Source organism: Shinella zoogloeoides, from assembly GCF_022682305.1.
GTDB lineage: Bacteria > Pseudomonadota > Alphaproteobacteria > Rhizobiales > Rhizobiaceae > Shinella > Shinella zoogloeoides_B.
In genome coordinates, this window is record NZ_CP093528.1 from 742,963 (window position 1) to 763,823 (window position 20,861).

General features: G+C 65.8%; 18 protein-coding genes. 7 read left to right on the forward strand and 11 right to left on the reverse strand.

Going from position 1 to position 20,861, the window contains the following annotated elements; translation table 11 throughout:
* Window positions 1–4: 4 nt before the first annotated feature.
* From MOE34_RS03670 to thrC, 6 genes are all read right to left on the reverse strand, one after another.
* On the reverse strand, window positions 5–2,848 hold the full coding sequence (locus MOE34_RS03670) for an EAL domain-containing protein (RefSeq protein ID WP_242223734.1): 2,844 nt from the start codon (window positions 2,846–2,848) through the stop codon (window positions 5–7).
* A gap of 126 nt (window positions 2,849–2,974) precedes the next feature.
* On the reverse strand, window positions 2,975–3,577 hold the full coding sequence (locus tag MOE34_RS03675) for a GNAT family N-acetyltransferase (protein ID WP_242221109.1): 603 nt from the start codon (window positions 3,575–3,577) through the stop codon (window positions 2,975–2,977).
* Window positions 3,578–3,736: 159 nt separating this feature from the next.
* Window positions 3,737–3,886 carry a DUF1127 domain-containing protein gene (locus MOE34_RS03680; protein ID WP_160785490.1) on the reverse strand — a complete coding sequence of 50 codons (150 nt, stop codon included), beginning with the start codon at window positions 3,884–3,886 and terminating at the stop codon, window positions 3,737–3,739.
* Between the two features lie 127 nt (window positions 3,887–4,013).
* Window positions 4,014–4,367: a cupin domain-containing protein gene (locus tag MOE34_RS03685; RefSeq protein ID WP_242221111.1), complete on the reverse strand. Its 354-nt coding sequence runs from the start codon at window positions 4,365–4,367 to the stop codon at window positions 4,014–4,016.
* Window positions 4,368–4,476: 109 nt separating this feature from the next.
* Window positions 4,477–5,772 carry a M16 family metallopeptidase gene (locus MOE34_RS03690; protein ID WP_242223736.1) on the reverse strand — a complete coding sequence of 432 codons (1,296 nt, stop codon included), beginning with the start codon at window positions 5,770–5,772 and terminating at the stop codon, window positions 4,477–4,479.
* Window positions 5,773–5,789: 17 nt separating this feature from the next.
* Window positions 5,790–7,187, reverse strand: coding sequence for a threonine synthase (gene thrC, locus MOE34_RS03695; RefSeq protein WP_242221113.1), 1,398 nt, complete (start codon window positions 7,185–7,187; stop codon window positions 5,790–5,792).
* 229 nt (window positions 7,188–7,416) lie between these two features.
* Between thrC and MOE34_RS03700 the strand changes: the two genes are divergently transcribed.
* Window positions 7,417–7,983 carry a hypothetical protein gene (locus MOE34_RS03700; RefSeq protein ID WP_242221115.1) on the forward strand — a complete coding sequence of 189 codons (567 nt, stop codon included), beginning with the start codon at window positions 7,417–7,419 and terminating at the stop codon, window positions 7,981–7,983.
* 75 nt (window positions 7,984–8,058) lie between these two features.
* Here MOE34_RS03700 and MOE34_RS03705 read toward each other — a convergent pair whose 3' ends face one another.
* Together MOE34_RS03705 and MOE34_RS03710 are read right to left on the reverse strand one after the other, a co-directional pair.
* Window positions 8,059–8,748: an HAD family hydrolase gene (locus MOE34_RS03705; RefSeq protein WP_242221117.1), complete on the reverse strand. Its 690-nt coding sequence runs from the start codon at window positions 8,746–8,748 to the stop codon at window positions 8,059–8,061.
* Between the two features lie 184 nt (window positions 8,749–8,932).
* Window positions 8,933–9,610: an ArsR/SmtB family transcription factor gene (locus MOE34_RS03710; protein WP_242221119.1), complete on the reverse strand. Its 678-nt coding sequence runs from the start codon at window positions 9,608–9,610 to the stop codon at window positions 8,933–8,935.
* 72 nt (window positions 9,611–9,682) lie between these two features.
* Between MOE34_RS03710 and MOE34_RS03715 the strand changes: the two genes are divergently transcribed.
* Together MOE34_RS03715 and MOE34_RS03720 are read left to right on the forward strand one after the other, a co-directional pair.
* Window positions 9,683–10,012: an NIPSNAP family protein gene (locus MOE34_RS03715; RefSeq protein ID WP_242221121.1), complete on the forward strand. Its 330-nt coding sequence runs from the start codon at window positions 9,683–9,685 to the stop codon at window positions 10,010–10,012.
* The gene (locus MOE34_RS03720) at window positions 10,009–10,356 is read left to right on the forward strand and encodes an antibiotic biosynthesis monooxygenase family protein (RefSeq protein ID WP_242221122.1); all 348 of its coding nucleotides are present in this window, start codon (window positions 10,009–10,011) and stop codon (window positions 10,354–10,356) included. The genes MOE34_RS03715 and MOE34_RS03720 overlap by 4 nt, the downstream gene beginning before the upstream one ends.
* A gap of 36 nt (window positions 10,357–10,392) precedes the next feature.
* On the opposite strand, the gene MOE34_RS03725 is transcribed toward MOE34_RS03720, so the two are convergent.
* The gene (locus tag MOE34_RS03725) at window positions 10,393–12,060 is read right to left on the reverse strand and encodes a vWA domain-containing protein (protein WP_347342748.1); all 1,668 of its coding nucleotides are present in this window, start codon (window positions 12,058–12,060) and stop codon (window positions 10,393–10,395) included.
* A 234-nt stretch (window positions 12,061–12,294) separates the two neighbouring features.
* Between MOE34_RS03725 and MOE34_RS03730 the strand changes: the two genes are divergently transcribed.
* Window positions 12,295–13,425 (forward strand): site-specific DNA-methyltransferase, encoded by a 1,131-nt coding sequence (locus MOE34_RS03730; RefSeq protein ID WP_242221124.1) that lies wholly within the window; start codon window positions 12,295–12,297, stop codon window positions 13,423–13,425.
* Between the two features lie 300 nt (window positions 13,426–13,725).
* Here the strand turns inward: MOE34_RS03730 and MOE34_RS03735 are convergent, their stop codons facing one another.
* Window positions 13,726–14,343 carry an HAD family hydrolase gene (locus MOE34_RS03735; RefSeq protein WP_242221126.1) on the reverse strand — a complete coding sequence of 206 codons (618 nt, stop codon included), beginning with the start codon at window positions 14,341–14,343 and terminating at the stop codon, window positions 13,726–13,728.
* Entirely contained in the window at window positions 14,340–15,434 is a 1,095-nt protein-coding gene (mutY, locus tag MOE34_RS03740; RefSeq protein ID WP_242221128.1) for an A/G-specific adenine glycosylase, read from the reverse strand. The genes MOE34_RS03735 and mutY overlap by 4 nt, the downstream gene beginning before the upstream one ends.
* 161 nt (window positions 15,435–15,595) lie before the next feature.
* Here mutY and MOE34_RS03745 point away from each other — a divergent pair, with 161 nt between their 5' ends.
* From MOE34_RS03745 to smc, 3 genes are all read left to right on the forward strand, one after another.
* Window positions 15,596–16,114 (forward strand): DUF721 domain-containing protein, encoded by a 519-nt coding sequence (locus tag MOE34_RS03745; protein WP_242221138.1) that lies wholly within the window; start codon window positions 15,596–15,598, stop codon window positions 16,112–16,114.
* A 169-nt stretch (window positions 16,115–16,283) separates the two neighbouring features.
* The gene (locus tag MOE34_RS03750) at window positions 16,284–17,150 is read left to right on the forward strand and encodes a DsbA family protein (RefSeq protein WP_242221140.1); all 867 of its coding nucleotides are present in this window, start codon (window positions 16,284–16,286) and stop codon (window positions 17,148–17,150) included.
* A 234-nt stretch (window positions 17,151–17,384) separates the two neighbouring features.
* Window positions 17,385–20,849, forward strand: coding sequence for a chromosome segregation protein SMC (gene smc, locus MOE34_RS03755; RefSeq protein ID WP_242221143.1), 3,465 nt, complete (start codon window positions 17,385–17,387; stop codon window positions 20,847–20,849).
* The last annotated feature ends 12 nt before the right edge of the window (window positions 20,850–20,861 follow it).

A 20,861-nucleotide genomic window follows, 5' to 3' on the forward strand; every position in this document is an offset into this window, starting at 1 on the left:
GGCCTCACGCCCGCTTCATCAGCGGGAAGCGTTCCTTCAGCAGGCGCAGCACCGAATCGTAGCCGATGGGCGGGCCGAAGAGGTAGCTCTGGCCGAATTCGCAGCCCATCTTGCCGAGTTCCACGGCATCCTCTTCCGATTCGATGCCTTCGGCCACCACCTGCATGTCCAGTTCGCGGGCCATCGAGATGACCGAGCGCAGGAGGACGGTGCGCTTGTCCGAGCCGTCGCAGACCAGCGCCTTGTCGATCTTGATCGTGTCGAAGGGGAAGCGGGTGAGGTAGGACAGCGAGGAATGGCCCGTGCCGAAATCGTCGAGCGCCAGGCCGAGGCCGACATCCTTCAGTTTCGAGAGGATGAGGCGAGCCTGTTCCGGGTTCTCCATCACGACGGATTCGGTGAGCTCCAGCTTCAGCTTGCGCGGCTCGCAGCGGGTGCGGGCCAGCGCCGCGCGCACGTCGTTGTAAAGCTCGTTGTTGAGAAGCTGTGCGCTCGACAGGTTGACCGAGACGAAGACGGGCAGGTCGCCGGTCTGCATCTGCCAGTCCATCAGGTCGCTCGCCGCCTTGTCGAAGGCGAAGAGGCCGAGCTGGTTGATGAGGTCGGAGGCCTCAGCGATGGGGATGAATTCGGCCGGCGAGATGTTGCCGCGCTTGGGGTGGTCCCACCGCATCAGCGCCTCGAAGCCGGCGATCTCGGCATCCTCCAGGCGCACGATCGGCTGGTAGACGAGGGAGAGTTCCTTGCGCTCGATGGCGCGGCGAAGGTCGGTCTCGATCTGCAGCCGGTCTGCGCCGAAGGTGCGGAAGGCGGGACGGAAGGGTTCCACGCGGTTGCCGCCGGCCTTCTTGGCCCGATACATGGCAAGCTCCGCGTCATTGAGCAGGCCCGCCGCATCCTCCTGCTGGTCCACCCAGGAGACGAGGCCGATGGAGGCGGTCAGGATGATCTCGCGCCCGCCAAAATTGATCGGCACCATGATCGCCTTGCTGACGGCATCGGCGAAATCCGCCACCTTGGCGGGGTCCCGCTCGGAAACGAGGATGAGGCCGAACTGGTCGCCGGAAAGCCGCGCCAGCGTGTCCTGCGGCTTCAGCAGGCGGCGCAGGCGCCGGGTCAGCGCGATGAGGATATTATCGCCGGCGGCGATGCCGAGCGCGTCGTTGACCTGCTTGTAGCGGTCGATATCGATGGTCAGCACCGTCGGGCGCACCGTGTCGGAACTGGCGGTGAGCGAGAGGATCGATTGCAGGCGGTCGAGGAAGACCTGGCGGTTCGGCAGGCCCGTCAGGTTGTCGTGCAGGGCGTCCTGCAGCAGCCGGTCGACGGAATTGCGCTGCTCGGTGATGTCGATGATCGTGCCGACGCAGCGGATGATCTCGCCGTTCGCGCCGAGCACCGGCCGGGCGCGGATCGACAGCCAATGATAGTGGCCGTCCTCGGCGCGCACGCGGAACTGATGGTTGAGCCGGCCCTTGCGGTGCTCCAGAAGCACGTCGAGCGTGGCGCGGAAGCGGTCGCGGTCGTCGGGATGCAGGCGCGGCAGCCAGTTGCGCGCCGGTCCGTGCATGACGCCGGGCGCAAGGCCGAGCTGGATGGAGATGTCGGGAATGGTGACGACGCGGTCGCGCGCCACGTCCCAGTCCCAGACCGTATCGCCCGAGCCGGTCAGTGCCAGCGACTGGCGCTCGAGATCGGAGAAGAGGCCCTGGCTATAGGCCCCGCCGGCAAAGGCGTGCTGCATCACCGTGAAGCCGATGAGGAGAACGATGAGCACGAGGCCGCCGCCGAGCGCCGGCTGGATGATGTCGTTGTTGAGCTGGCCCGTCACCGTCAGCCACGCCCCGAACAGCCAGACGAGGATCAGCGCCCAGGCAGGCACGAGCAGGATGGCGCGGTCGTAGCGATTGAAGCCGAGATAGGCGATGAGCACGATGCCGACCGTGCCGGTCAGCGCGAAGGAAAGGCGGGCGATGCCGGCCGCGATCGGCGGATCGTAGATCGCCACGCCGAAGAGGAGCGCGAGGCCGAGCACCCAGGCGAGCGTCGCGTAGGAGAGGTGCGCATGCCAGCGGTTGAGGTTGAGATAGGTGAAGAGGAAGACGACGAGGCCCGCCGCCAGGAACACCTCGGTTCCTGCCCGCCATATGCGCTCGTCACCCGCTGTTATGGAGATGAGCTTGGAGAGGAAGCCGAAGTCGACGCAGATATAGCCGAGCACCGCCCAGGCGAGCGCCGCCGTCGCCGGTAGCATGGAGGTGCCCTTCACCACGAAGAGGATGGTGAGGAACACGGCGAGAAGGCCGGCGATGCCGAGCACGATGCCGCGATAGAGCGTGAAGGCGTTGACCGTGTCCTTGTAGGCGTCCGGCGCCCAGAGGTAGATCTGCGGCAGGTCGGGGGTCGTCAGCTCCGCGACGAAGGTCACGACCGTTCCGGGGTTGAGCGTGATGCGGAAGACGTCCGCCTCCTCGCTCGGCTGGCGGTCGAGGGCAAAACCCTCGCTCGGCGTGATCGAGATGATGCGCTTTGCCCCGAGGTCGGGCCAGAACAGCCCAGACTGCACGAGGCGGAAATGCGGGGCGACGATCAGGCGGTCGATCTGCTCTTCCGAAACGTTGGCGAGCGCGAAGACGGCCCAGTCGCCCTGATGGGTCTCGGAGGTCGCGCGGACCTCGATGCGGCGCACGATGCCGTCCGTGCCGGGCGCGGTGGATATCTGGAAGGCTTCGCCCCGGCCCGTATAGATTTCCGTGGTGGCGGTGAGGTCGAGCGCCGTGTCGTCACGGGAGATCTTCACCGGCTCGACGGCGAAGGCCCGGCCGGCGAAGAGGCCGACAAGCAGCATCGTCGCCAGGAGAATGAGGGCGAACAGCCGGCTGGCGGAGTACGCTTGCGGCACGGAGGAAGACGTCATTGAAAGTGCATTGTCCTTAGGTAACTGCCCAGTCCTGCCGCGTCCATCGCGCCGCTCTCACGGCTGCCTGTCGGCCGCCAGAAGCGAGAACATCACGTGGTCGCGCCACTCCCCGTTTATCTTCAGATACTCCCGAAGGTAGCCTTCCTGTCGAAAGCCGGCCTTTTCAAGGAGACGGATGCTTCTTGTATTGTCTGGAATACAGGCTGCCTCGATACGGTGCAACTGAAGGCTGGAAAAGATATAGGGGATGGCAAGGTTGAGGGCGCCGAACATGTGCCCCTGGCCGGCATGCCGCTCGCCCATCCAGTAGCCGATCATGCAGCATTGCGCCGCCCCGCGCCTTATATAGCCGATGGTCAACCCGCCGAGCAGCGTTGCTTCCGTGCCTGTCGCACGCGTGAAGACGAGCAGCGGCACGGCCTGACCGGAGGAGAATTCCTGTTCGTTGCGGATGACGCGGGTGCGGAAGGCGCTCTCGGTCAATTCGTCGTTCCGCCAGGTCGGCTCCCATGGCTCAAGGAAACGCCGGCTCTCGGAGCGCAGCGCATACCACTGGCGATAGTCCTGGAAGCGGGGAAGGCGCAGGAGATGCCGGTCGCCGGCCAGTTCGACCGTGTCGGACTGCCGGGACAGAAACCGAAAAACCGACCGTGCCATTCAATCCTCCGCGCACCTTGCCGCAAGACTATGCCAGCACGTTCCGCGGCGTCAAATGGGCAGGCCCGAAAAGACAAAACCCGCCTTGCGGCGGGTTACGTCGTACAGGATGGCGGCGCTCCATTCACGGGAGGGGTGAAGAGTGCCGGGACGATCCTATCAGCCGAATACCAGGAAGCCCTTGACGGCGGACTGGATGTGCGAGCGCGAGATGCCGAGGTCCTGCAGGGCGCGGTCGTCGAGGGCGTTCAGCTCACGGACGGCACGGCGGTCGGCGGCGTTCTTCTTGATCTTTGCGATGATGTTCATGGTCAGCTCCTTTGGGTTGGCCACTATGTATGCGATCGCCTGATCCGTGAAAATGCATAAGCTTGCAGCAGAGGCATGCATTTGGTGCATGGCGACCGGCAGATTGCCCAAGGTGGAGGCAGAAACGCTAATCCAGGTCTTCCTGCGCGATCGTGTCCGTGACGTGGATATCGGTCGTCTCCAGCCGGCCGGGGCCGAGATTGACGAATTTGTGCGGCACATTGGCCGGTCCGAACACGATCTGCCCCGCAACGGCCTCGATCTGCCGGTCGCCGACCGTGAAGAGCGCACGGCCCTCGCGGACGATGAAGACCTCGTCATAGGCATGCCGGTGGAGCCGTGGGCCGCGCCCCACCTCGTCCGTGGTGTAGAAGATCACCGAGACATTCGTGCCGAACACGGTTCCCTCGAAGCGGCCCTTCCAGGCATCCGGCCTTTCGGCCCATTCGGTGCGGTCGAGCAAGGCGGCGAGCTTCTGCATGGGTTTCCTCTCCCGTGGACATGGCACAAGGACGGGCGAGCCGAGCGGGTTCCGACATGGGAAGGGTGTTTTTCAGCCGGCGGCCGCATCCGGCCGCCGGGGCGCGGCCTCAGCTCGCCGCGCGGTCGATGGTCCCGCGCGCGAGCGAGCGGGTGATGTCGCCGGCCGGGACGAGGTGTTCCAGCGGGCCGATGGCCGAGATCGTCGGCACGGTATCGAAGAACAGCCGGCCGGCAAGGTCCGTCAGGCGTTCGATGGTGATGCCGGCAAGGCGCTCCATCAGTTCCTCGTTGGGGATCGGGCGGCCGTAGAGCATCATCTGGCGGGCGATCTGGCCGGCGCGGGCGGCCGGGCTTTCCTGGCCCATCAGGAGCTGGGCGCGGATCTGCGCGCGGGCACGCTCGATTTCCTGCTGTTCGATCGTCTCGGACGACTTCTTCAACTCGTCGAAGATGACGGGCATCAGCTCGGGCAGGTTCTCGCCGCCGGTCGCGGCATGGATGCCGAAGATGCCGGTATCGGAAAAGCCCCAGTGGAAGGCGTAGATCGAATAGCAGAGACCGCGATGCTCGCGCACTTCCTGGAAGAGGCGGGAGGACATGCCGCCACCGAGGATGTTGGCGAGGATCTGCGAACAGTAGAAGTCGCGGGCGTGATAGGCCTTGCCCTCGAAACCGAGCAGCACCTGCGCGTCCATCAGGTCGCGCGTCTCGCGGACATCGCCGCCGGTATAGCGGGCCGGCTCGAAGACCGGGGAGATTTTCGGCGCGGTCGGCAGCGAGGAGAAGCGGTCCTCGACCTGGCGCACGAATTCGTCATGGTTCACCGCGCCGGCCGCGACGACGAACATGCGGTCCGTCGTGTAGTTGCGGTCGAGATAGGAGCGGATCTCGCCGGGGGTAAAGGAAAGAACGGTATCCGGCGTGCCGAGAATGGCGCGACCGATGATCTGGTCGCGATAGGCGACCTCGGAGAACTTGTCGAAGACCACGTCGTCGGGCGTGTCGTTCGCCGCGCCGATCTCCTGCAGGATGACGTGCTTCTCACGGCGAAGCTCTTCCTCGTCGAAGACGGATTCCGTCAGGATGTCGGCGAGGATGTCGACCGCGAGCGGGACGTGGTCCTTAAGCACGCGGGCATAGTAGGAGGTGGTTTCCGTCGAGGTGGCTGCGTTGACCTCGCCGCCGACATTCTCGATTTCCTCGGCGATCTGGCGGGCGGAGCGGCGCTCCGTCCCCTTGAAGGCCATGTGTTCCAGAAGGTGGGCGATGCCGTGCTCGTCCGTGGTTTCGTTGCGTGATCCTGACTTGATCCACACGCCGAGAGCGACGCTCTCGAGATGCGGCATGTTCTCGGTCACCACGGTCAACCCGGATTGAAGCCGGGTGCACTCAACTTTCATCAGACGCACTTTCTGCGATTCTAGCCCCGAACCCGCGTATGCTTCCCGATGAAGGTTTCCACCGCATCGAGCCTGGCTTCGAGGATGTCGAACCGCTCCTCCCTTTGCATGAGGTCAGCAAGCCACGTCGGAAGCGCCGGGTCAATACCGCAGGCCGATTTTACTGCGGCGGGGAATTTCGCCGGGTGGGCGGTGGCGAGCGTCACCATGGGCGCGTTCGGCTTTTCGTGCTTGGCCGCGACGAAGACGCCGATGGCCGAATGCGGGTCGAGCAGGTAGCCGGTCGCGGCCAGCGTCTCCCTGATCGTCTGCGCGACCTGCTTTTCCGAGGCGCGACCGGCGCGGAATTCCTTGCGGATCGCCTTCAGCGCGCTGTCCTCGATGTCGAAGGCATTGGACTGCTTCAGGCACTCCATCGCGCGGCGCACCGCGCCGGCATCGCGGCCATAGGCTTCGAACAGCAGTCGCTCGAAATTGGACGAGATCTGGATGTCCATCGACGGCGAGGTGGTGGCCTTGGCCTCCTTCATCTCGTAGCGGCCGGTCTTCAGCGTGCGGGCGAGGATGTCGTTCTCGTTCGTCGCGATCACCAGCTTGTCGATGGGCAGGCCCATGCGCTTGGCGCCGTAGCCGGCGAAGATATCGCCAAAATTACCGGTCGGCACGGTGAAGGAGATTTTCCGGTCCGGTCCGCCGAGCGCGACGGCCGTCGTGAAATAGTAGACGATCTGGGCCATGATGCGCGCCCAGTTGATCGAGTTGACGCCGGAGAGTTTTACGCCGTCGCGGAACTTCGCGTCGTTGAACATCGCCTTCACGAGGCTCTGGCAATCGTCGAAATTGCCCTTGATGGCGAGGGCGTGGACGTTCTTGTCCGTCGAGGTGGTCATCTGGCGCTGCTGCACCGGCGAGACCTTGCCCTCGGGGAAGAGGATGAAGATATCGGTGCGCTCACGGCCGGCGAAGGCGTCGATGGCCGCGCCCCCGGTATCGCCCGAGGTGGCGCCGACGATGGTGGCGCGCTCGCCGCGGGCGGCCAGCGCATGGTCCATCAGGCGGGCGAGAAGCTGCATCGCCACGTCCTTGAAGGCGAGCGTCGTGCCGTGGAACAGCTCCATGACGAAGGCGTTCGGCCCGGTCTGGACGAGCGGGGCGATCGCGGGATGACGGAAGGTGGCGTAGGCCTCGTCGATCATCGTCCGGAATTTTTCGAGCGGAATGTCGCCTTCCACGAAGGGAGAGAGCACGGTGAAGGCGATCTCCTGGTAGGATTTTCCGCGCAGCGCCCGAATCTCCTTCTTGGAGAAGGTCGGCCATTCGCGCGGCACGTAGAGGCCGCCGTCACGGGCAAGGCCCGCCAGGAGCGCATCGGAGAAACCGAGGGAAGGGGCCTCGCCCCGGGTCGAAACATAATCCACGTTGCTGCGTCCTTGGATTTGCAAATGCCGTTGCGTCCGGCCCGTCTTCGCGAGGAAGGCGAACCTCTCCGAATTTCTGAGGGCGTTTTCATTCGACAATCGATTTTTCGCCGCGCCGCTGCTATAGACCATCGCCTAGGGTCGTGAAAAGGCCCGTGAAACGAGTTCCGAAAGGCTTGTGCGCCGGGGGCGGGGCCTGATCGCAGGGGTAGAACGTATCGTGTTTGGAATGACCATCGGCCGTTTTCTCGGCATTTCCCTTCTCGCCGTCGTCGCCGGCTGCAACCAGACCGACAAGCCCGCCGATCTCGGCGTGACGAGCGATCCGTCGGGCGTCCAGGCCGCCGCGCAGCAGCAGACGCAGGTCGCGGTGATCCAGGGTTCGTGCCCGCAGGTCTTCCTGCGCGACGGCACGGCCGTCCTCCAGCGCTTCGGCAAGGGCGCCAAGGACGATCCGCAGAACCTCGCCTATCAGGTGACGCTCGCCGACACGACCCGCCAGTGCGTGATGAACGAGAACCAGCTCGTCATGACCATCGTCGTGCAGGGCCGCGTCGTCGTCGGCCCGGCCGGCGCCAGCGGCACCGTGACGGTGCCGATCCGCGTTTCCGTCATGGACGGCGATACCGCGCATTATTCCGAACTCGTGCAGTTCCCGGTCACGATCCCGCCGGACGGAAGCGCGGGCCAGTTCATCTTCACCCAGTCCAACGTCTCGATCCCGGGCGGCTCCGGCGGCTTCACCAAGGCCTATGTCGGCTTTGAAGAGGGATCGGCGAAGAAGCGGCGGAAGTAACCGCTTCGACAGGTCTCAAATGAAAAGGCCGCGGAACAGTGTTCCGCGGCCTTTTCATTCGGGTAGTCGAAAGCCTCACATCGCTTCCTGCCACTCGGCCAGCGCGGCGATGACCTCCGGCAGCTCGCTCATACGCGAGATGACGGTTTCCGCGCCGGCTTCCGTCAGGCGGTCGGCATGGGAAGGGTAGGTATGCGAGGCGCCGGTGAAACCGACGACGCGCATGCCGGCGGCGCTTGCGCCCGCGATGCCATGCACGGAATCCTCGATGACCAGCGTGCGCGACGGATTGGCGCCGAACTGCTTTGCGCCATGCAGGAAGATGTCCGGCTTCGGCTTCACGCGGTCCGGGCCGAGGTCCTTCGCCGAATAGACATAGGGACCGAAGACCTCCTTGAGGCCGACCTTCGAGAGCATCATGTCGAGGCGGTGCGCGGAGGAATTCGAGCAGATGCAGTAAGGCTTGCGGATGCGCGAGAGCATCGCCTTCACGCCGTCGATGACCTTCACTTCCTGGGCGAGGCGCAGGTCCAGCAGCTTTTCCGATTTGTCGAGCAGGGTAGCGGACAGCGGAATGGCGGCCTCGCGCTCGACGGCCAGCAGGATGTTGTGCCAGGTCATGCCGGCGAAGCGCTCGCCCATCTCCTCGACGCCGATCGGATAGCCGGCATCGGTCAGCAGCGCGGATTCGACTTCCGCCGCGATGATTTCCGAATCGACCAGAACCCCGTCGCAGTCGAAGATGATGAGATCGAAACCGTTCATGAGCGCATGTCTTTCAAAGGGGGCAAGTCCGGGAAGGCTGCATCCGGAATTGCGGAAGAACGATGGGGTGCGGGGCACCCGTGAGGCCGCGGTTTCCCTACACGAAAGAGGGCAGCCGGACAATTGCCGATTCGGGGAGGGAGCCATGCGCGACGGCCAGCGGATGAGGGGCGTTCGTCATCCCTCACGGAAACAGCGCCATAAACTTCCGCTCGCCTTCGCCGGTGAAACGGATGGCGCGGCTGTCCTTTTCCCGTTTGGCCCAGCCGTCCGCGATGAAGCGCGCCAGCAGGGCCTCGCCGAGCGAGCCGGCGAGATGCGAGCGCCGTTCGCTCCAGTCGAGGCAGGTGCGGCAGACGGGACGGCGCTGGGCCTTCAGGGCGGATATGTCGATGCCGAGCGCCGTCACGCGTGCTTCGCCGGACGCCGTCAGCGCCGCGTCGTCGCCGTCGAGTGTCACATCGCCGTCGGCCACCATCCGGTCCAGCATGCGCACGCCGAAATCGCCGGCGAGGTGGTTGTAGCAGACGCGCGCCCTGCGCAGCGCCGGGTCCTTCGGCCCGGGGCGGGTGCGCAGCAGGCCGCGGTTCGCGGCAAAGCCCATGATGCCTTCGAGCAACGCGCCCACCTCGTCGTCGGCAAGCGCGAAATAGCGATGCCGGCCCTGCTTGCGCTGGGCGACCAGCCCGCCGGCCTCCAGCCTGGAAAGATGGGAGCTGGCCGTTTGCAGCGTGACGCCCGCCGCGCCCGCAAGCTCGGTTGCGGTCAAGGCCTGCCCGCCCATCAGCGCGGTCAGCATGTTGGCGCGCGCGGGATCGCCGATGAGCGCGCCGATCTGGGAAATGTCCGGTCCTTCTTTCATACTTCGATGATAGTCGAAGCATTCGCGTCGGGCAATGTGGGAAAAGAGGCCATCGCACACAAGGAGACGACGATGATCACCTGTTTCATCCGCTACGAGATAGACCCTTTCAAAAAGGACGCCTTCGCTGAATATGCCCGCAACTGGGGCCAGGCGATCCCGCGCTGCGGGGCCGATCTCCTCGGTTACTTCGCCCCGCATGAAGGCTCGGCGACCACGGCCTACGGCGTCTACAACATCGAGAGCCTGGCGGCCTACGAGGCCTACCGCGCCCGGCTCACCGCCGATCCGCTCGGCCGCGCGAACTACGATTTTTCCCGCAGGGAACGTTTCATCATGAAGGAGGACCGCATCTTCCTCAGGAACGTCTCGTTGCCTCATGCCCCGAAGGTGACGCCATGATTGCGGTGATCTTCGAAGTGGTGCCGGCGACCGGCCGCATGGATCTCTATCTCGACACGGCGCGCGACCTGCGCCTGCTGCTCGACGACATAGACGGCTTCATCTCCATCGAGCGCTTTCGCAGCCTCACCGATCCGGCACGGCTGCTTTCGCTCTCTTTCTGGCGCGATGAAGCAGCGGTGAAGGCCTGGCGCAACACCGAGGAGCACCGCGCCGCCCAGTCCCTCGGCCGGAACGGCGTCTTCGACGCCTATCGCCTGCGCATCGCCAGCATCGTCAGGGACTACGGCCTCAACGACCGTGATGAAGCGCCCGGGGACAGCCGCGCGTTTCACGCGGCCTGACCGGAGGCGGCCTGCCTTGGCAGGCCGCCTCCGGGTTTACTGCACGGCGACTTCCGAGCGCTCGCCGGCCTTTACCGTCGCATTCACTTCCTTCGGCGCAACGTCGCCGTCGTATTTGACGAGCAGCACATAGTCGCCAACCGGAAGCGTATCCTGCACCTCGGGGCCGAAAAGAGTGGCGATGGAGGTGCGGTGGTCGCCCTGGATATCCTTCGTGGCAACGAGGATTTCCACGCTGGCCGCGCCGGGCGCCTTGACCGCCAGAACGCCGGCATTCAGGTTGACGACGACCTCCTTCATCTCGCCGGCTTTCACCGAGAACGGGATCTCGTTCGTCGCCGAGCCGAGCCTGGCCGTCAGCACGAAGTCGCCCGCCGGCACGTCAAGCTTGGTGCCTGTACCGTAGCTGTAGGTCAGGCTCTTGCGTTTGCCGTCGAGGGTCTTCTTGGCCTCGACCACCTCGAAGAACACCTCGCTGGAATCGACCGCCGGCCCGCCTTCCGCATAGATCGCCTTGTTGAGCACGATGCCCGAGCCGATGATGAGGTCGCGCTCGACCGTCTCGCCCGCCTTCACCGGGAAGGTCTCCGTCACCTTGGCGGGACCGAGTGTGCCGTTGACCGTCACCTCGCCGGCGGAGGCGTAGAATTTCGCCGTGCCATAATAGGTGGTGGAATAATCGCCGAAGGCGATTTCGACGGCGGCGTTGGAATCGGCCTCCGCATCCTGCGGCGTGCGCTTCGGCGTAATCGTCACGTGGCCGGCGTCGAAATTGACGAAGGGCTTGGCCACCGCGCCGTCCTTCACCTCGAAGGGCGTCTCGCGCTTGATCGAGCTTTGCAGCGTGGCGACGGCGACGTACTTGCCCGGCGGATAGCTGCCGGAGAACGCGCCCTTGTACTGGGTTTCGATGGTGTCGCCGGCCGGCCGGCCGTCCACGTCCGCCTTGTAGATCTGCCAGAAGACGTCGTCTTCGTCGCCGAGCGACGGACCGCCCTCGGAAAGCGTGCTGTCGAATTCGGCGTTGAATGCCGGTGCCGGCTCAGGCTCGGCTTCCGCGACCTCCTCGGCCGGCTTGGTCATCGGCGCTTCCGCCACCGTTTCGGTCAGCGCGGCGACGAGCTGGCCGGCATCCGAGGCCTGGAAATATTTGCCGCCGGTGTTTTCCGCAAGGCAGGCGACCTGCTTGCCTTCCTCCTCCGTCAGGCCGAAGCCGACGACATGGGTGGTGAAGTCGACGCCTTTCTGCTCGAGCGCCGAGGCGAGCGCGCAGGGGTCTGCCTCGCAGGTCTCCAGCCCGTCCGTCACCAGCACGACGGTCGCCTTCTCCTCGGTATATTTGAGAATGTCGGCGGCCTGCTCGACGGATTGCGTGAGCGGCGTCTTGCCTTTCGGATTGAGGCCGTTGACGAAGGCGGTGATCGCGTCCCCGGTGCCGGCGGCCGGCGGCACGGCCAGCTCGATATCGCTGCACGAGCCTTTCTCACGATGGCCGTAGACCATCAGGCCCAGCTCGGTGCCGGTGGGAACCGACTTCAGCACGCTGGCGAGCGTCTCGCGGGCGATCTCGATCTTGCTGCGCCCGCCGATCTGGCCCCACATGGAGCCGGAGGCGTCCAGCACGATCATCGTCTTGTCGGCGGCGCCCGCCGTGCTGGCGGCAAGAAGCCCCGCCAGAAGCATGAAAACGGCTTTCAATCGCACGATTGTCCTCCTCGTTCCGGCAAACCCGACCGACCCCTCGGCCCGGCGCGGCGGTATCCATCATGAAACGTGCGGGAAGCCGCGTCTATTCGACGTCGCTTGAATTCACGGTTGCAGTCCCCTCGCGGGACGGTTTTGGCTTTTTCTCCAAAGCCTTCAGCCTTTGGTAACCATCTTCGGTAACCATAAGCCTCATCACATTCCGTTCCGAGTAAGCGTATCAGCGAGTATAAAATGCCATCTGTTCTTTCGCTTGCAGACGTCTCCCGTTCGCCCCGCAAGAGCGGCTGGCTGGACACCATCATCAAGGGCGACTGCGTTGCCGCGCTCGAGGCGCTGCCCGACCAGTCCGTCGACGTCATCTTCGCCGATCCGCCGTACAACCTACAGCTCGGCGGTGCGCTGCACCGGCCGGACCAGAGCCTCGTCGACGCCTGCGACGACGAATGGGACCAGTTCGCCTCCTTCGAGGCTTATGATGCCTTCACTCGCGCCTGGCTGCTCGCCTGCCGCCGCGTGCTGAAGCCGTCGGGCACGATCTGGGTCATCGGCTCCTACCACAATATCTTCCGCGTCGGCGCGACCTTGCAGGACCTCAATTTCTGGATCCTCAACGACATCGTCTGGCGCAAGACCAACCCGATGCCGAACTTCAAGGGCCGCCGCTTCCAGAACGCGCACGAGACGATGATCTGGGCGACCCGCGATCCCAAGGCCAAGGGCTACACCTTCAACTATGACGCCATGAAGGCCGCCAACGACGACGTGCAGATGCGCTCCGACTGGCTGTTCCCGATCTGCAACGGCGGCGAGCGCCTGAAGGACGCGGACGGCAAGAAGGTGCATCCGACGCAGAAGCCGGAAGCGCTGCTCGCCCGCATCCTCATGGCTTCCTCCAAGCCCGGCGACGTGGTGCTCGATCCGTTCTTCGGCTCCGGCACGACCGGCGCCGTCGCAAAGCGCCTCGGCCGTCACTTCGTCGGCATCGAGCGTGAGCAGAGCTATATCGACGCGGCCCGCGAACGCATCGATGCGGTCGAGCCGCTTGGCTCGGGCACGCTTTCCGTGATGAGCGGCAAGAAGGCCGAGCCGCGCGTCGCCTTCAACACGCTCCTCGAAAGCGGCCTGCTCCAGCCCGGCACGGTGCTGACGGACGCCCGCCGCCGCCACAGCGCCATCGTGCGCGCCGACGGCACGCTCGCCTCGGGCAGCGATGCCGGCTCCATCCACCGTGTCGGCGCGAAGGTTCAGGGTCTCGATGCCTGCAACGGCTGGACCTTCTGGCACTATGCGGACGGCGCGGAACTCAAGCCGATCGATGCCCTGCGCGCTGTCGTGCGCGCGGGAATGGCCGGTCTCGAATAGGCCCGCCGCATACCCTTCATACCGTTTCTCCAGCCGCAGCCTCCGGTGTTCCCTGCACCGGGGGTTGTGGCTTTCAGGGGATCGCTTCCCGCAAACTTCCATGGCGGGGATTCAGGCGATGTTAACCATCGCCCGCTTACTGTGCTCCGGCAAATGCGTCAGGCCAAGCAACGGAAATCGTTGTGGAAAGCCGTAGCCGATCAACCGGCGCGGCAGGCAGGATATCGCCTTTCCGGTTTTGTGCCTTCAGTCCCGGAAATGCGAAAACGCCCGGAGCCGCAAGGTTCCGGGCGTTTCGGTTCAAAGGGCGATGCCGTGTGCGGCAAGATCGCTTTTCAATTTCTCCGGGTCGGTGAACAGAACCGCATTCCAGCCGGCGAGCCGCGCGCCCTCCACATTGGCCGGCGCATCGTCGATGAAGAGCGTGTGGGCCGGCGAGAGGCCGAAGTCGCGGCCATGTTTCTCGTAGATCGCGATATCCGGCTTGATGAGGCCGACCTCGCCGGAGACGGTCACGCCGCGCGGCATGTCGAGGAAGGGGAAGAGCTTGCGCGCTTCCTTGAAGGTGTCTGCGGCGAAGTTGGTCAGCATGGTCACGTCGCGCTGCTGGGCGATCAGCGTCTCCATGATCGCGACGCTCTCGACATAGGCGTGCGAGACCATCTCGTGCCAATGCCGGCGGAAGGCGCGGATATGCTCGGTGCGGTCGGGGTGCGTCGCGATCAGCAGCGCCTCGGCGTCCTCCCATGCGCGGCCGCGGTCCTGCTCGATGTTCCAGTCGTGCGTGCAGATATTGGCGAAGAACCAGTTGCGTTCCGCGTCGTCCGGGATGAGGCGGGCATAGGGAATGTGCGGGTCGTAGTGGATCAGCACCTTGCCGATGTCGAAGACGATGTGTCGGATTTCGATGCTGCTCATGCTTTCCTCGTCTTTTGAAATGCGTCCGGTATGGCCTGTTTTATGGCTTTCTTCATGACGGTCGGCAGGGCCTCGCCGTCGAGCGTCTCCTTCGGCTGCCACCAGCCGTTGCCGGCCTGCCCGTTGCCCGCCACCATGGAGCGGTAGACCGAGAGGCGCAATTCGAAATGCGTGAAGACATGGGTGACGGTGCCGCAGGCCGCCCAGTCGGCCGGGAAGGGGGCGGCGGAAAGGTCGCTCGCGCCGTCGATGCGGGCGGTCCAGTCGCTGCCCGGCACCTCCGTCATGCCGCCGAGAAGGCCGGTTTCGCCGCGCTTGCGCAGAAGGACCGCCCCCGCCGCGTTCTCCGCGACGAAGGCGGCGCCGAGCCGGACCGGCTTTTCCTTCTTCGCCGCCTTGCGGGGATAAAGCTCCGGGTCCGCCGTGCCGAGCACCCGGCACTGCGCATTGAGGGGACAGAGCGCGCAGGCCGGCCGGCGCGGCGTGCAGATCGTCGCGCCGAGGTCCATCATCGCCTGCGCGAAGTCGCCCGGCCGGCCCGCCGGCGTCATGGCGGCCACCAGCGCGCGCATTTCGGGTTTTGCGGCGGGCAGGGGCGTCTCGATGGCATGGAGGCGCGAGACGACGCGCTCGACATTGCCGTCGAGAACGGCGCTTTGCCGGCCGAAGGCGATGGCGGCGATGGCGGCGGCCGTATAATCGCCGATGCCCGGCAGCGCCTTCAGCCCTTCCTCCGTATCGGGAAAGACGCCACCGTGCTCGAAGGCGACGGCCTCGGCGCATTTCTTGAGATTGCGGGCGCGGGCATAGTAGCCGAGGCCCGCCCAGGATTTCATCACGTCTTCCGTATCGGCCCTCGCAAGGTCGGTCACGGTCGGCCAGCGGGTGGTGAACAGCGCGAAATAGGCCTTCACCGCCTGCACCGTGGTCTGTTGCAGCATGACCTCGGAAAGCCAGACCCGATAGGGATCGGGCCGGATGCCGCCTGCCGCCATAGGCGGGCTGACCCGCCAGGGCAGGTCACGGTGATGCCGGTCGTACCAGGCGAGGATGAGATCGGCAGGCGCGGCGGGCCGGGGGGATTGGGTCATTGTGTGCCTGAACGGGTCGGGGCGCTTTTCGGGACGGGACGCGGCGCGCGCAAAACCGCTGCACACTTCTCCTGGAATTGTTCTATAACTGGCCGAGCGATCCGCGATCTTCAAGGTGCTTTGCGGACAAGACAGGACTATTTTCCCGTAAGGGGTGGAATGTGAACGCGAAAACCGGAAGGCCCCAGTCGCGGCGCGGTGCCGTCCAGATCAGCGAAGTGGCCAACGACCTCATCGATCCGGTGCTGGCCAGGCGCGCGGGTATCAACACGATGCTGCTCGGTTCGTGGGACGAGATCGCCGGTTCGGAATTTGCCGAATGCACGCGGCCGGAGCGCATTGCCTGGCCGCGCCGCGCCTCCGAGATGGCGGGCGAGGGCGGCGGCTACCAGCCGGGCGTGCTGACGATCGCCTGCGAGGGCGCGCGCGCGCTCTTCCTCAGCCACCAGCAGGGCGAGATCATCCAGCGCATCAATGGTTTCTTCGGCTTTCCGGCCATCAACCAGGTCCGGATCGTGCAGAAGCCGGTAACGCCGCAGGCGCGCCATCGCGCGCGGCCACGCCCGTTGACGGGGGATGCTGCCCGCCATCTCGACGACCTCGTCGGCGGCATCGAGGGCGAGGCGCTGAAGGCGGCCCTGAAACGTCTCGGCACGGCCGTGCTCGGCCGGCGGCGTTGATCATCGAACGGTCACAATTCTTTGAAGTTACTGGCCTTCACGCCGCTTGTTCGCGCCCGAAAGCAGGTATAACGGGATTGCGACGGCAATTTCAGGAAAAGCGCGAAGCGATTTTCCGTCCGGAGTTGCGCAAGTACAGAATTCCTTATCCCTTCCGACAGGAGAGACCATGTCCCTTTCCGAAATGAGCCTCATGAAGCGTCTTCTCACCGGCGCCGCCGTCGCCGCGCTCGCCGTGACGCTGGCCGCCTGCTCCGACGAGAAGAAGGAGGAGACCGCCAAGGCGCCCGAAACCAGCCAGACCACCACCAGCGAAAGCGCAAGCTCGACGCCGGCTGCGTCCTCCGGCACCACGACCGAGACGGCCACGACGACGACCACCACCACGCCGGCAACCGAAACCGCGCAGAAGCCTGCGACCGAGACCGCGCAGAAGCCCGCAGCCGAGGTTCCCGCTGCCGAGGGCGACGTGGACATGGCCGAAGTGCTGAAGCCCGGCGCGCTGCCGGACATGGCGCTCGGCGAGGCGAACGCCCCCGTCACCATCGTCGAATACATGTCGACGACCTGCCCGCATTGCGCGGCCTTCCACAACAACACCTTCGACGCCATCAAGGAAAAGTATGTCGACAGCGGCAAGGTCCGCTTCATCCTGCGCGAATTCCCGTTCGACCCGCGCGCTGCCGCCGCCTTCATGCTGGCGCGCTGCAACCCGCAGGATACGACGAAGCTCACCGAGGCCGCCCAGTATTTCCCGATGATCTCCATGCTGATGAAGCAGCAGGAGACCTGGGCCGCCGCGCAGGACGGCCGCGAAGCGCTCCTGCAGATGTCCAAGCTTGCCGGTTTTACACAGGAGAGCTTCCAGGCCTGCTTGACGAACCAGAAGCTTCTGGATGATGTGAACGCGGTACGGGAACGCGGTGCCAAGGAATTCGGCGTCGCGGCGACCCCGACCTTCCTGATCAACGGCAAGCGCTATTCGGGGGACATGTCGGTTGACACCATGTCGGCCCTCATCGACAGCATGCTCTGATCCTTCGACCGGATTTCAGGCGGGCGACGGCGGAAGCCGTGCGCCCGCTTTTTATTTTGCAGCGGTGCTGCCCCCCATCCCCTTGCCGGGACCTTCTCTCCACAGGCGGGGAGAAGGGGCAGAACGGCGCGCCCATCGTTCCTCGCCCCGTTTACGGGGAGAGGATGCCGGCAGGCAGATGAGGGGCATCCCGCACCACCGGGCGGAAGGGTATCTCGCCCTCACCGGTGCCGCATGAAGTTCACCAAGCTCCGCCTTCTCGGCTTCAAGTCCTTCGTCGAGCCCACCGAATTCGTCATCGAGCGGGGCCTGACCGGCGTCGTCGGGCCGAATGGCTGCGGCAAGTCGAATCTCGTCGAGGCGCTGCGCTGGGTGATGGGGGAGAACTCCTACAAGAACATGCGCGCGTCCGGCATGGACGACGTCATCTTCTCCGGCTCCGGCAACCGTCCGGCGAGGAACACCGCCGAAGTCGGCCTCTATCTCGACAATTCCGATCGCACCGCCCCCGCAGCCTTCAACGGTGAGGACGAGATCCAGGTCACGCGCCGCATCGAGCGCGAGAACGGCTCGGTCTACCGCATCAACGGCAAGGAGGCGCGCGCCAAGGACGTGCAGCTCCTCTTCGCCGACGCTTCCACCGGTGCCCGTTCGCCCTCCATGGTGGGGCAGGGCCGCATCGGCGAGCTGATCCAGGCAAAGCCCCAGGCCCGTCGCCAGCTTCTTGAAGAGGCCGCCGGCATTTCGGGCCTGCATTCCCGCCGCCACGAGGCGGAGCTGCGCCTGCGCGCCGCCGAGACCAATCTGGAACGGCTCGACGACGTCACCTCGCAGCTCGAAAGCCAGATCGAGAGCCTGAAGCGCCAGTCGCGGCAGGCAAATCGCTTCAAGGCTCTGTCAGCCGATATCCGCCGCCATGAGGCGATGCTGCTGCATATCCGCTGGGCGCAGGCCAAGGACGCGGAAGGCGAGGCGGAAAGCCAGCTCAACCAGGCGACCTCGCTCGTTGCCGAGCGCGCCAATGCGCAGATGCAGGCGGCCAAGGATCAGGCTGTCGCCAGCCTAAAACTGCCGGAACTGCGCGAGAACGAGGCCAAGCTCGCGGCCGTTCTCCAGCGCCTCCAGATCGCCCGCACACAGCTTGAGGAAGATTCCGCCCGGCTGCTCCGCCGCCGCGACGAACTCACCCGCCGCCTTGCCCAGCTTGCCGAGGACATTTCCCGCGAGGAACGCATGGTGGCCGACAATGCTGCCGTGCTGGAACGGCTGACGTCGGAGGAGGAGGAGATCGGCGAAATCCTCGCCGAGGCCGATGAGCGCGCCGAGGCTGCCCGCGAGACGATGGACGAGGCTGCGGCCAAACTCTCTGAAAGCGAAGCCGCCCTTGCCGCTGTCACCGCCGAGCGCGCGGAGGCGCAGGCGGTGCGCAACCAGCTCGAAAAGGCGATCCGCGACCTTGCCGAACGCCATCTGCGCCTCGGCCAGCAGCTCGATGCGCAGGCGCGCGAGCTGGAGGAGATGGATGCCCGCATAAACGCGCTCCCCGACCCGGAGGAGCGCCGCGCCGCCGTGCAATCCGCCGAGGAGGCACTGGAGGCGGCGGGCGAGATGCTCGTCGCGGTCGAGGAGGCGCTGGAAGAGGCCCGCTTCAACGAATCCGCCCTGCGCGGCCCGGTGGATGCAGCCCGCGCCCGTCTTGCCGGCATCGAGACGGAGGCCCGCACCATCCGCCGCATGCTGGAAGCTGGTGCCGCCGGCGGCTCCTTTGCGCCGGTCGTGGAAGAGGTCGATGTCGATCGCGGCTACGAGACCGCATTGGGTGCCGCCCTCGGCGACGACCTCGATTCGCCTGCCGATAGCGACGCGCCCGTTCACTGGCGGCAATCCGGCGACGCCTCGGGCGATGCCGCCCTGCCGGATGGCTTGACGGCCCTGATCACCCACGTCCGCGCGCCAAAGGTCCTGCACCGCCGTCTGGCACAGATCGGTATTGCCGGCAGCGTCGAGGAAGCGCTGTCCCTGCTGCCGAAACTGAAGCCCGGCCAGCGGCTCGTCACCCGCGAAGGCGCCGTTTTCCGCTGGGACGGCCATGTCACTGGTGCGGACGCACCGAGCGCCGCCGCCCTTCGCCTGGAACAGAAGAACCGCCTTTCCGAACTCGAAATCGAGGCGGAAGACGCCCGCGCCGTGCTTGCCGAGGCCGAAGCTGATCTCGCCCGCGCCGGCGAGGCGATCCGCGCCGAGACGCAGCGCCAGCAGGCGGCGCGCGAGGCACAGCGAAACGCCGCCCGCGCGCTGGCCGAGGCCCGTGAGGCGCTGGAAGCCGCCGAGCGCGCCTCCGGCGACCTCATCCGCCGCCGCGCCGTGCTTTCCGAGACCCGCGCCCAGATCGAGGCACAGGTGGAGGAGGCCGCCGAGGCGCTGGAGGATGCCCGCGCCACCTTGGAGGACGCGCCTGATCTTGCCGATCTCGACCTGCGCCTTCGCACCCACACCATGGATGTCGCAACCGACCGCGCGACGCTGGCCGAAGCCCGCGCCGCCCATGACGGCCTTGCCCGCGAGATGGCCGACCGCCGCCGCCGCCTCATGGCCATCTCGGCCGAGCGCGAGACGTGGAAGAGCCGCGCGGCCAGCGCCGAAGGCCACATCGCCACCCTGCGCGAGCGCGAAAGCGAGGCGCGCGAGGAGATGGAAGAGCTTATCGAGGCGCCCGACGAGATCGAGGAAAAGCGCCGCGAGCTTCTGACCGGCCTCACCAATGCGGAAGCTGCCCGCCGCGAGGCGGCCGATGCCCTTCAGGAGGCGGAAAACCGCCAGCGCGAGGCCGACCGCATCGCCGCGACGGCGCTTTCGCAGCTCGCCGAATCCCGCGAGACGCGCGGCCGTGCGGAAGAACGCCTCGTTTCGGCCCGCGAGCGCCGCGTCGAGGGCGAGGCACGCATCCGCGAAGCGCTGTCCTGCCCGCCGCACGAGGCGCTGCGTCTCACCGGCCACCCCGTCGATGCCCCGCTGCCCGATCCGCGCGAGCGCGAACGGGAACTCGACCGGCTGAAGATGGAGCGCGAACGGCTCGGCGCGGTGAACCTGCGCGCCGAGGAGGAGCAGAAGGAACTCACGGAAAAGCTCGAGGCCATCGTCACCGAGCGCGAGGATATCATCGAGGCGATCCGCAAGCTGCGCTCGGCCATCCAGAGCCTCAACCGCGAGGGCCGCGAACGCCTTCTCGCCGCCTTCGACGTGGTCAACGTCCAGTTCCAGCGCCTCTTCACCCACCTTTTCGGCGGCGGCACGGCGGAACTGCAGCTCATCGAGAGCGACGACCCGCTCGACGCCGGTCTCGAAATCCTCGCCCGCCCGCCCGGCAAGAAGCCGCAGACCATGACGCTGCTGTCCGGCGGCGAGCAGGCGCTGACGGCCATGGCCCTCATCTTCGCCGTCTTCCTCACCAATCCCGCGCCGATCTGCGTGCTGGACGAGGTGGACGCCCCGCTCGACGACCACAATGTCGAGCGCTACTGCAACCTGATGGACGAGATGGCCGCCTCCACGGAGACCCGCTTCGTCATCATCACCCACAACCCCATCACCATGGCCCGCATGAACCGCCTCTTCGGCGTCACCATGGCCGAGCAGGGCGTGTCGCAGCTCGTGTCGGTGGACCTGCAGACGGCGGAGCAGTTGCGCGAGGCGTCGTAGCGATGGATTGAA

Bases quoted from the DNA above. Each gene is read 5' to 3' on its own strand.
- MOE34_RS03670 (WP_242223734.1), bottom strand. From the start codon at position 2,848: ATGCTGCTTGTCGGCCTCTTCGCCGGCCGGGCCTTCGCCGTCGAGCCG.
- MOE34_RS03675 (WP_242221109.1), bottom strand. From the start codon at position 3,577: ATGGCACGGTCGGTTTTTCGGTTTCTGTCCCGGCAGTCCGACACGGTC.
- MOE34_RS03680 (WP_160785490.1), bottom strand. From the start codon at position 3,886: ATGAACATCATCGCAAAGATCAAGAAGAACGCCGCCGACCGCCGTGCC.
- MOE34_RS03685 (WP_242221111.1), bottom strand. From the start codon at position 4,367: ATGCAGAAGCTCGCCGCCTTGCTCGACCGCACCGAATGGGCCGAAAGG.
- MOE34_RS03700 (WP_242221115.1), top strand. From the start codon at position 7,417: ATGACCATCGGCCGTTTTCTCGGCATTTCCCTTCTCGCCGTCGTCGCC.
- MOE34_RS03705 (WP_242221117.1), bottom strand. From the start codon at position 8,748: ATGAACGGTTTCGATCTCATCATCTTCGACTGCGACGGGGTTCTGGTC.
- MOE34_RS03710 (WP_242221119.1), bottom strand. From the start codon at position 9,610: ATGAAAGAAGGACCGGACATTTCCCAGATCGGCGCGCTCATCGGCGAT.
- MOE34_RS03715 (WP_242221121.1), top strand. From the start codon at position 9,683: ATGATCACCTGTTTCATCCGCTACGAGATAGACCCTTTCAAAAAGGAC.
- MOE34_RS03720 (WP_242221122.1), top strand. From the start codon at position 10,009: ATGATTGCGGTGATCTTCGAAGTGGTGCCGGCGACCGGCCGCATGGAT.
- MOE34_RS03730 (WP_242221124.1), top strand. From the start codon at position 12,295: ATGCCATCTGTTCTTTCGCTTGCAGACGTCTCCCGTTCGCCCCGCAAG.
- MOE34_RS03735 (WP_242221126.1), bottom strand. From the start codon at position 14,343: ATGAGCAGCATCGAAATCCGACACATCGTCTTCGACATCGGCAAGGTG.
- mutY (WP_242221128.1), bottom strand. From the start codon at position 15,434: ATGACCCAATCCCCCCGGCCCGCCGCGCCTGCCGATCTCATCCTCGCC.
- MOE34_RS03750 (WP_242221140.1), top strand. From the start codon at position 16,284: ATGTCCCTTTCCGAAATGAGCCTCATGAAGCGTCTTCTCACCGGCGCC.
- smc (WP_242221143.1), top strand. From the start codon at position 17,385: ATGAAGTTCACCAAGCTCCGCCTTCTCGGCTTCAAGTCCTTCGTCGAG.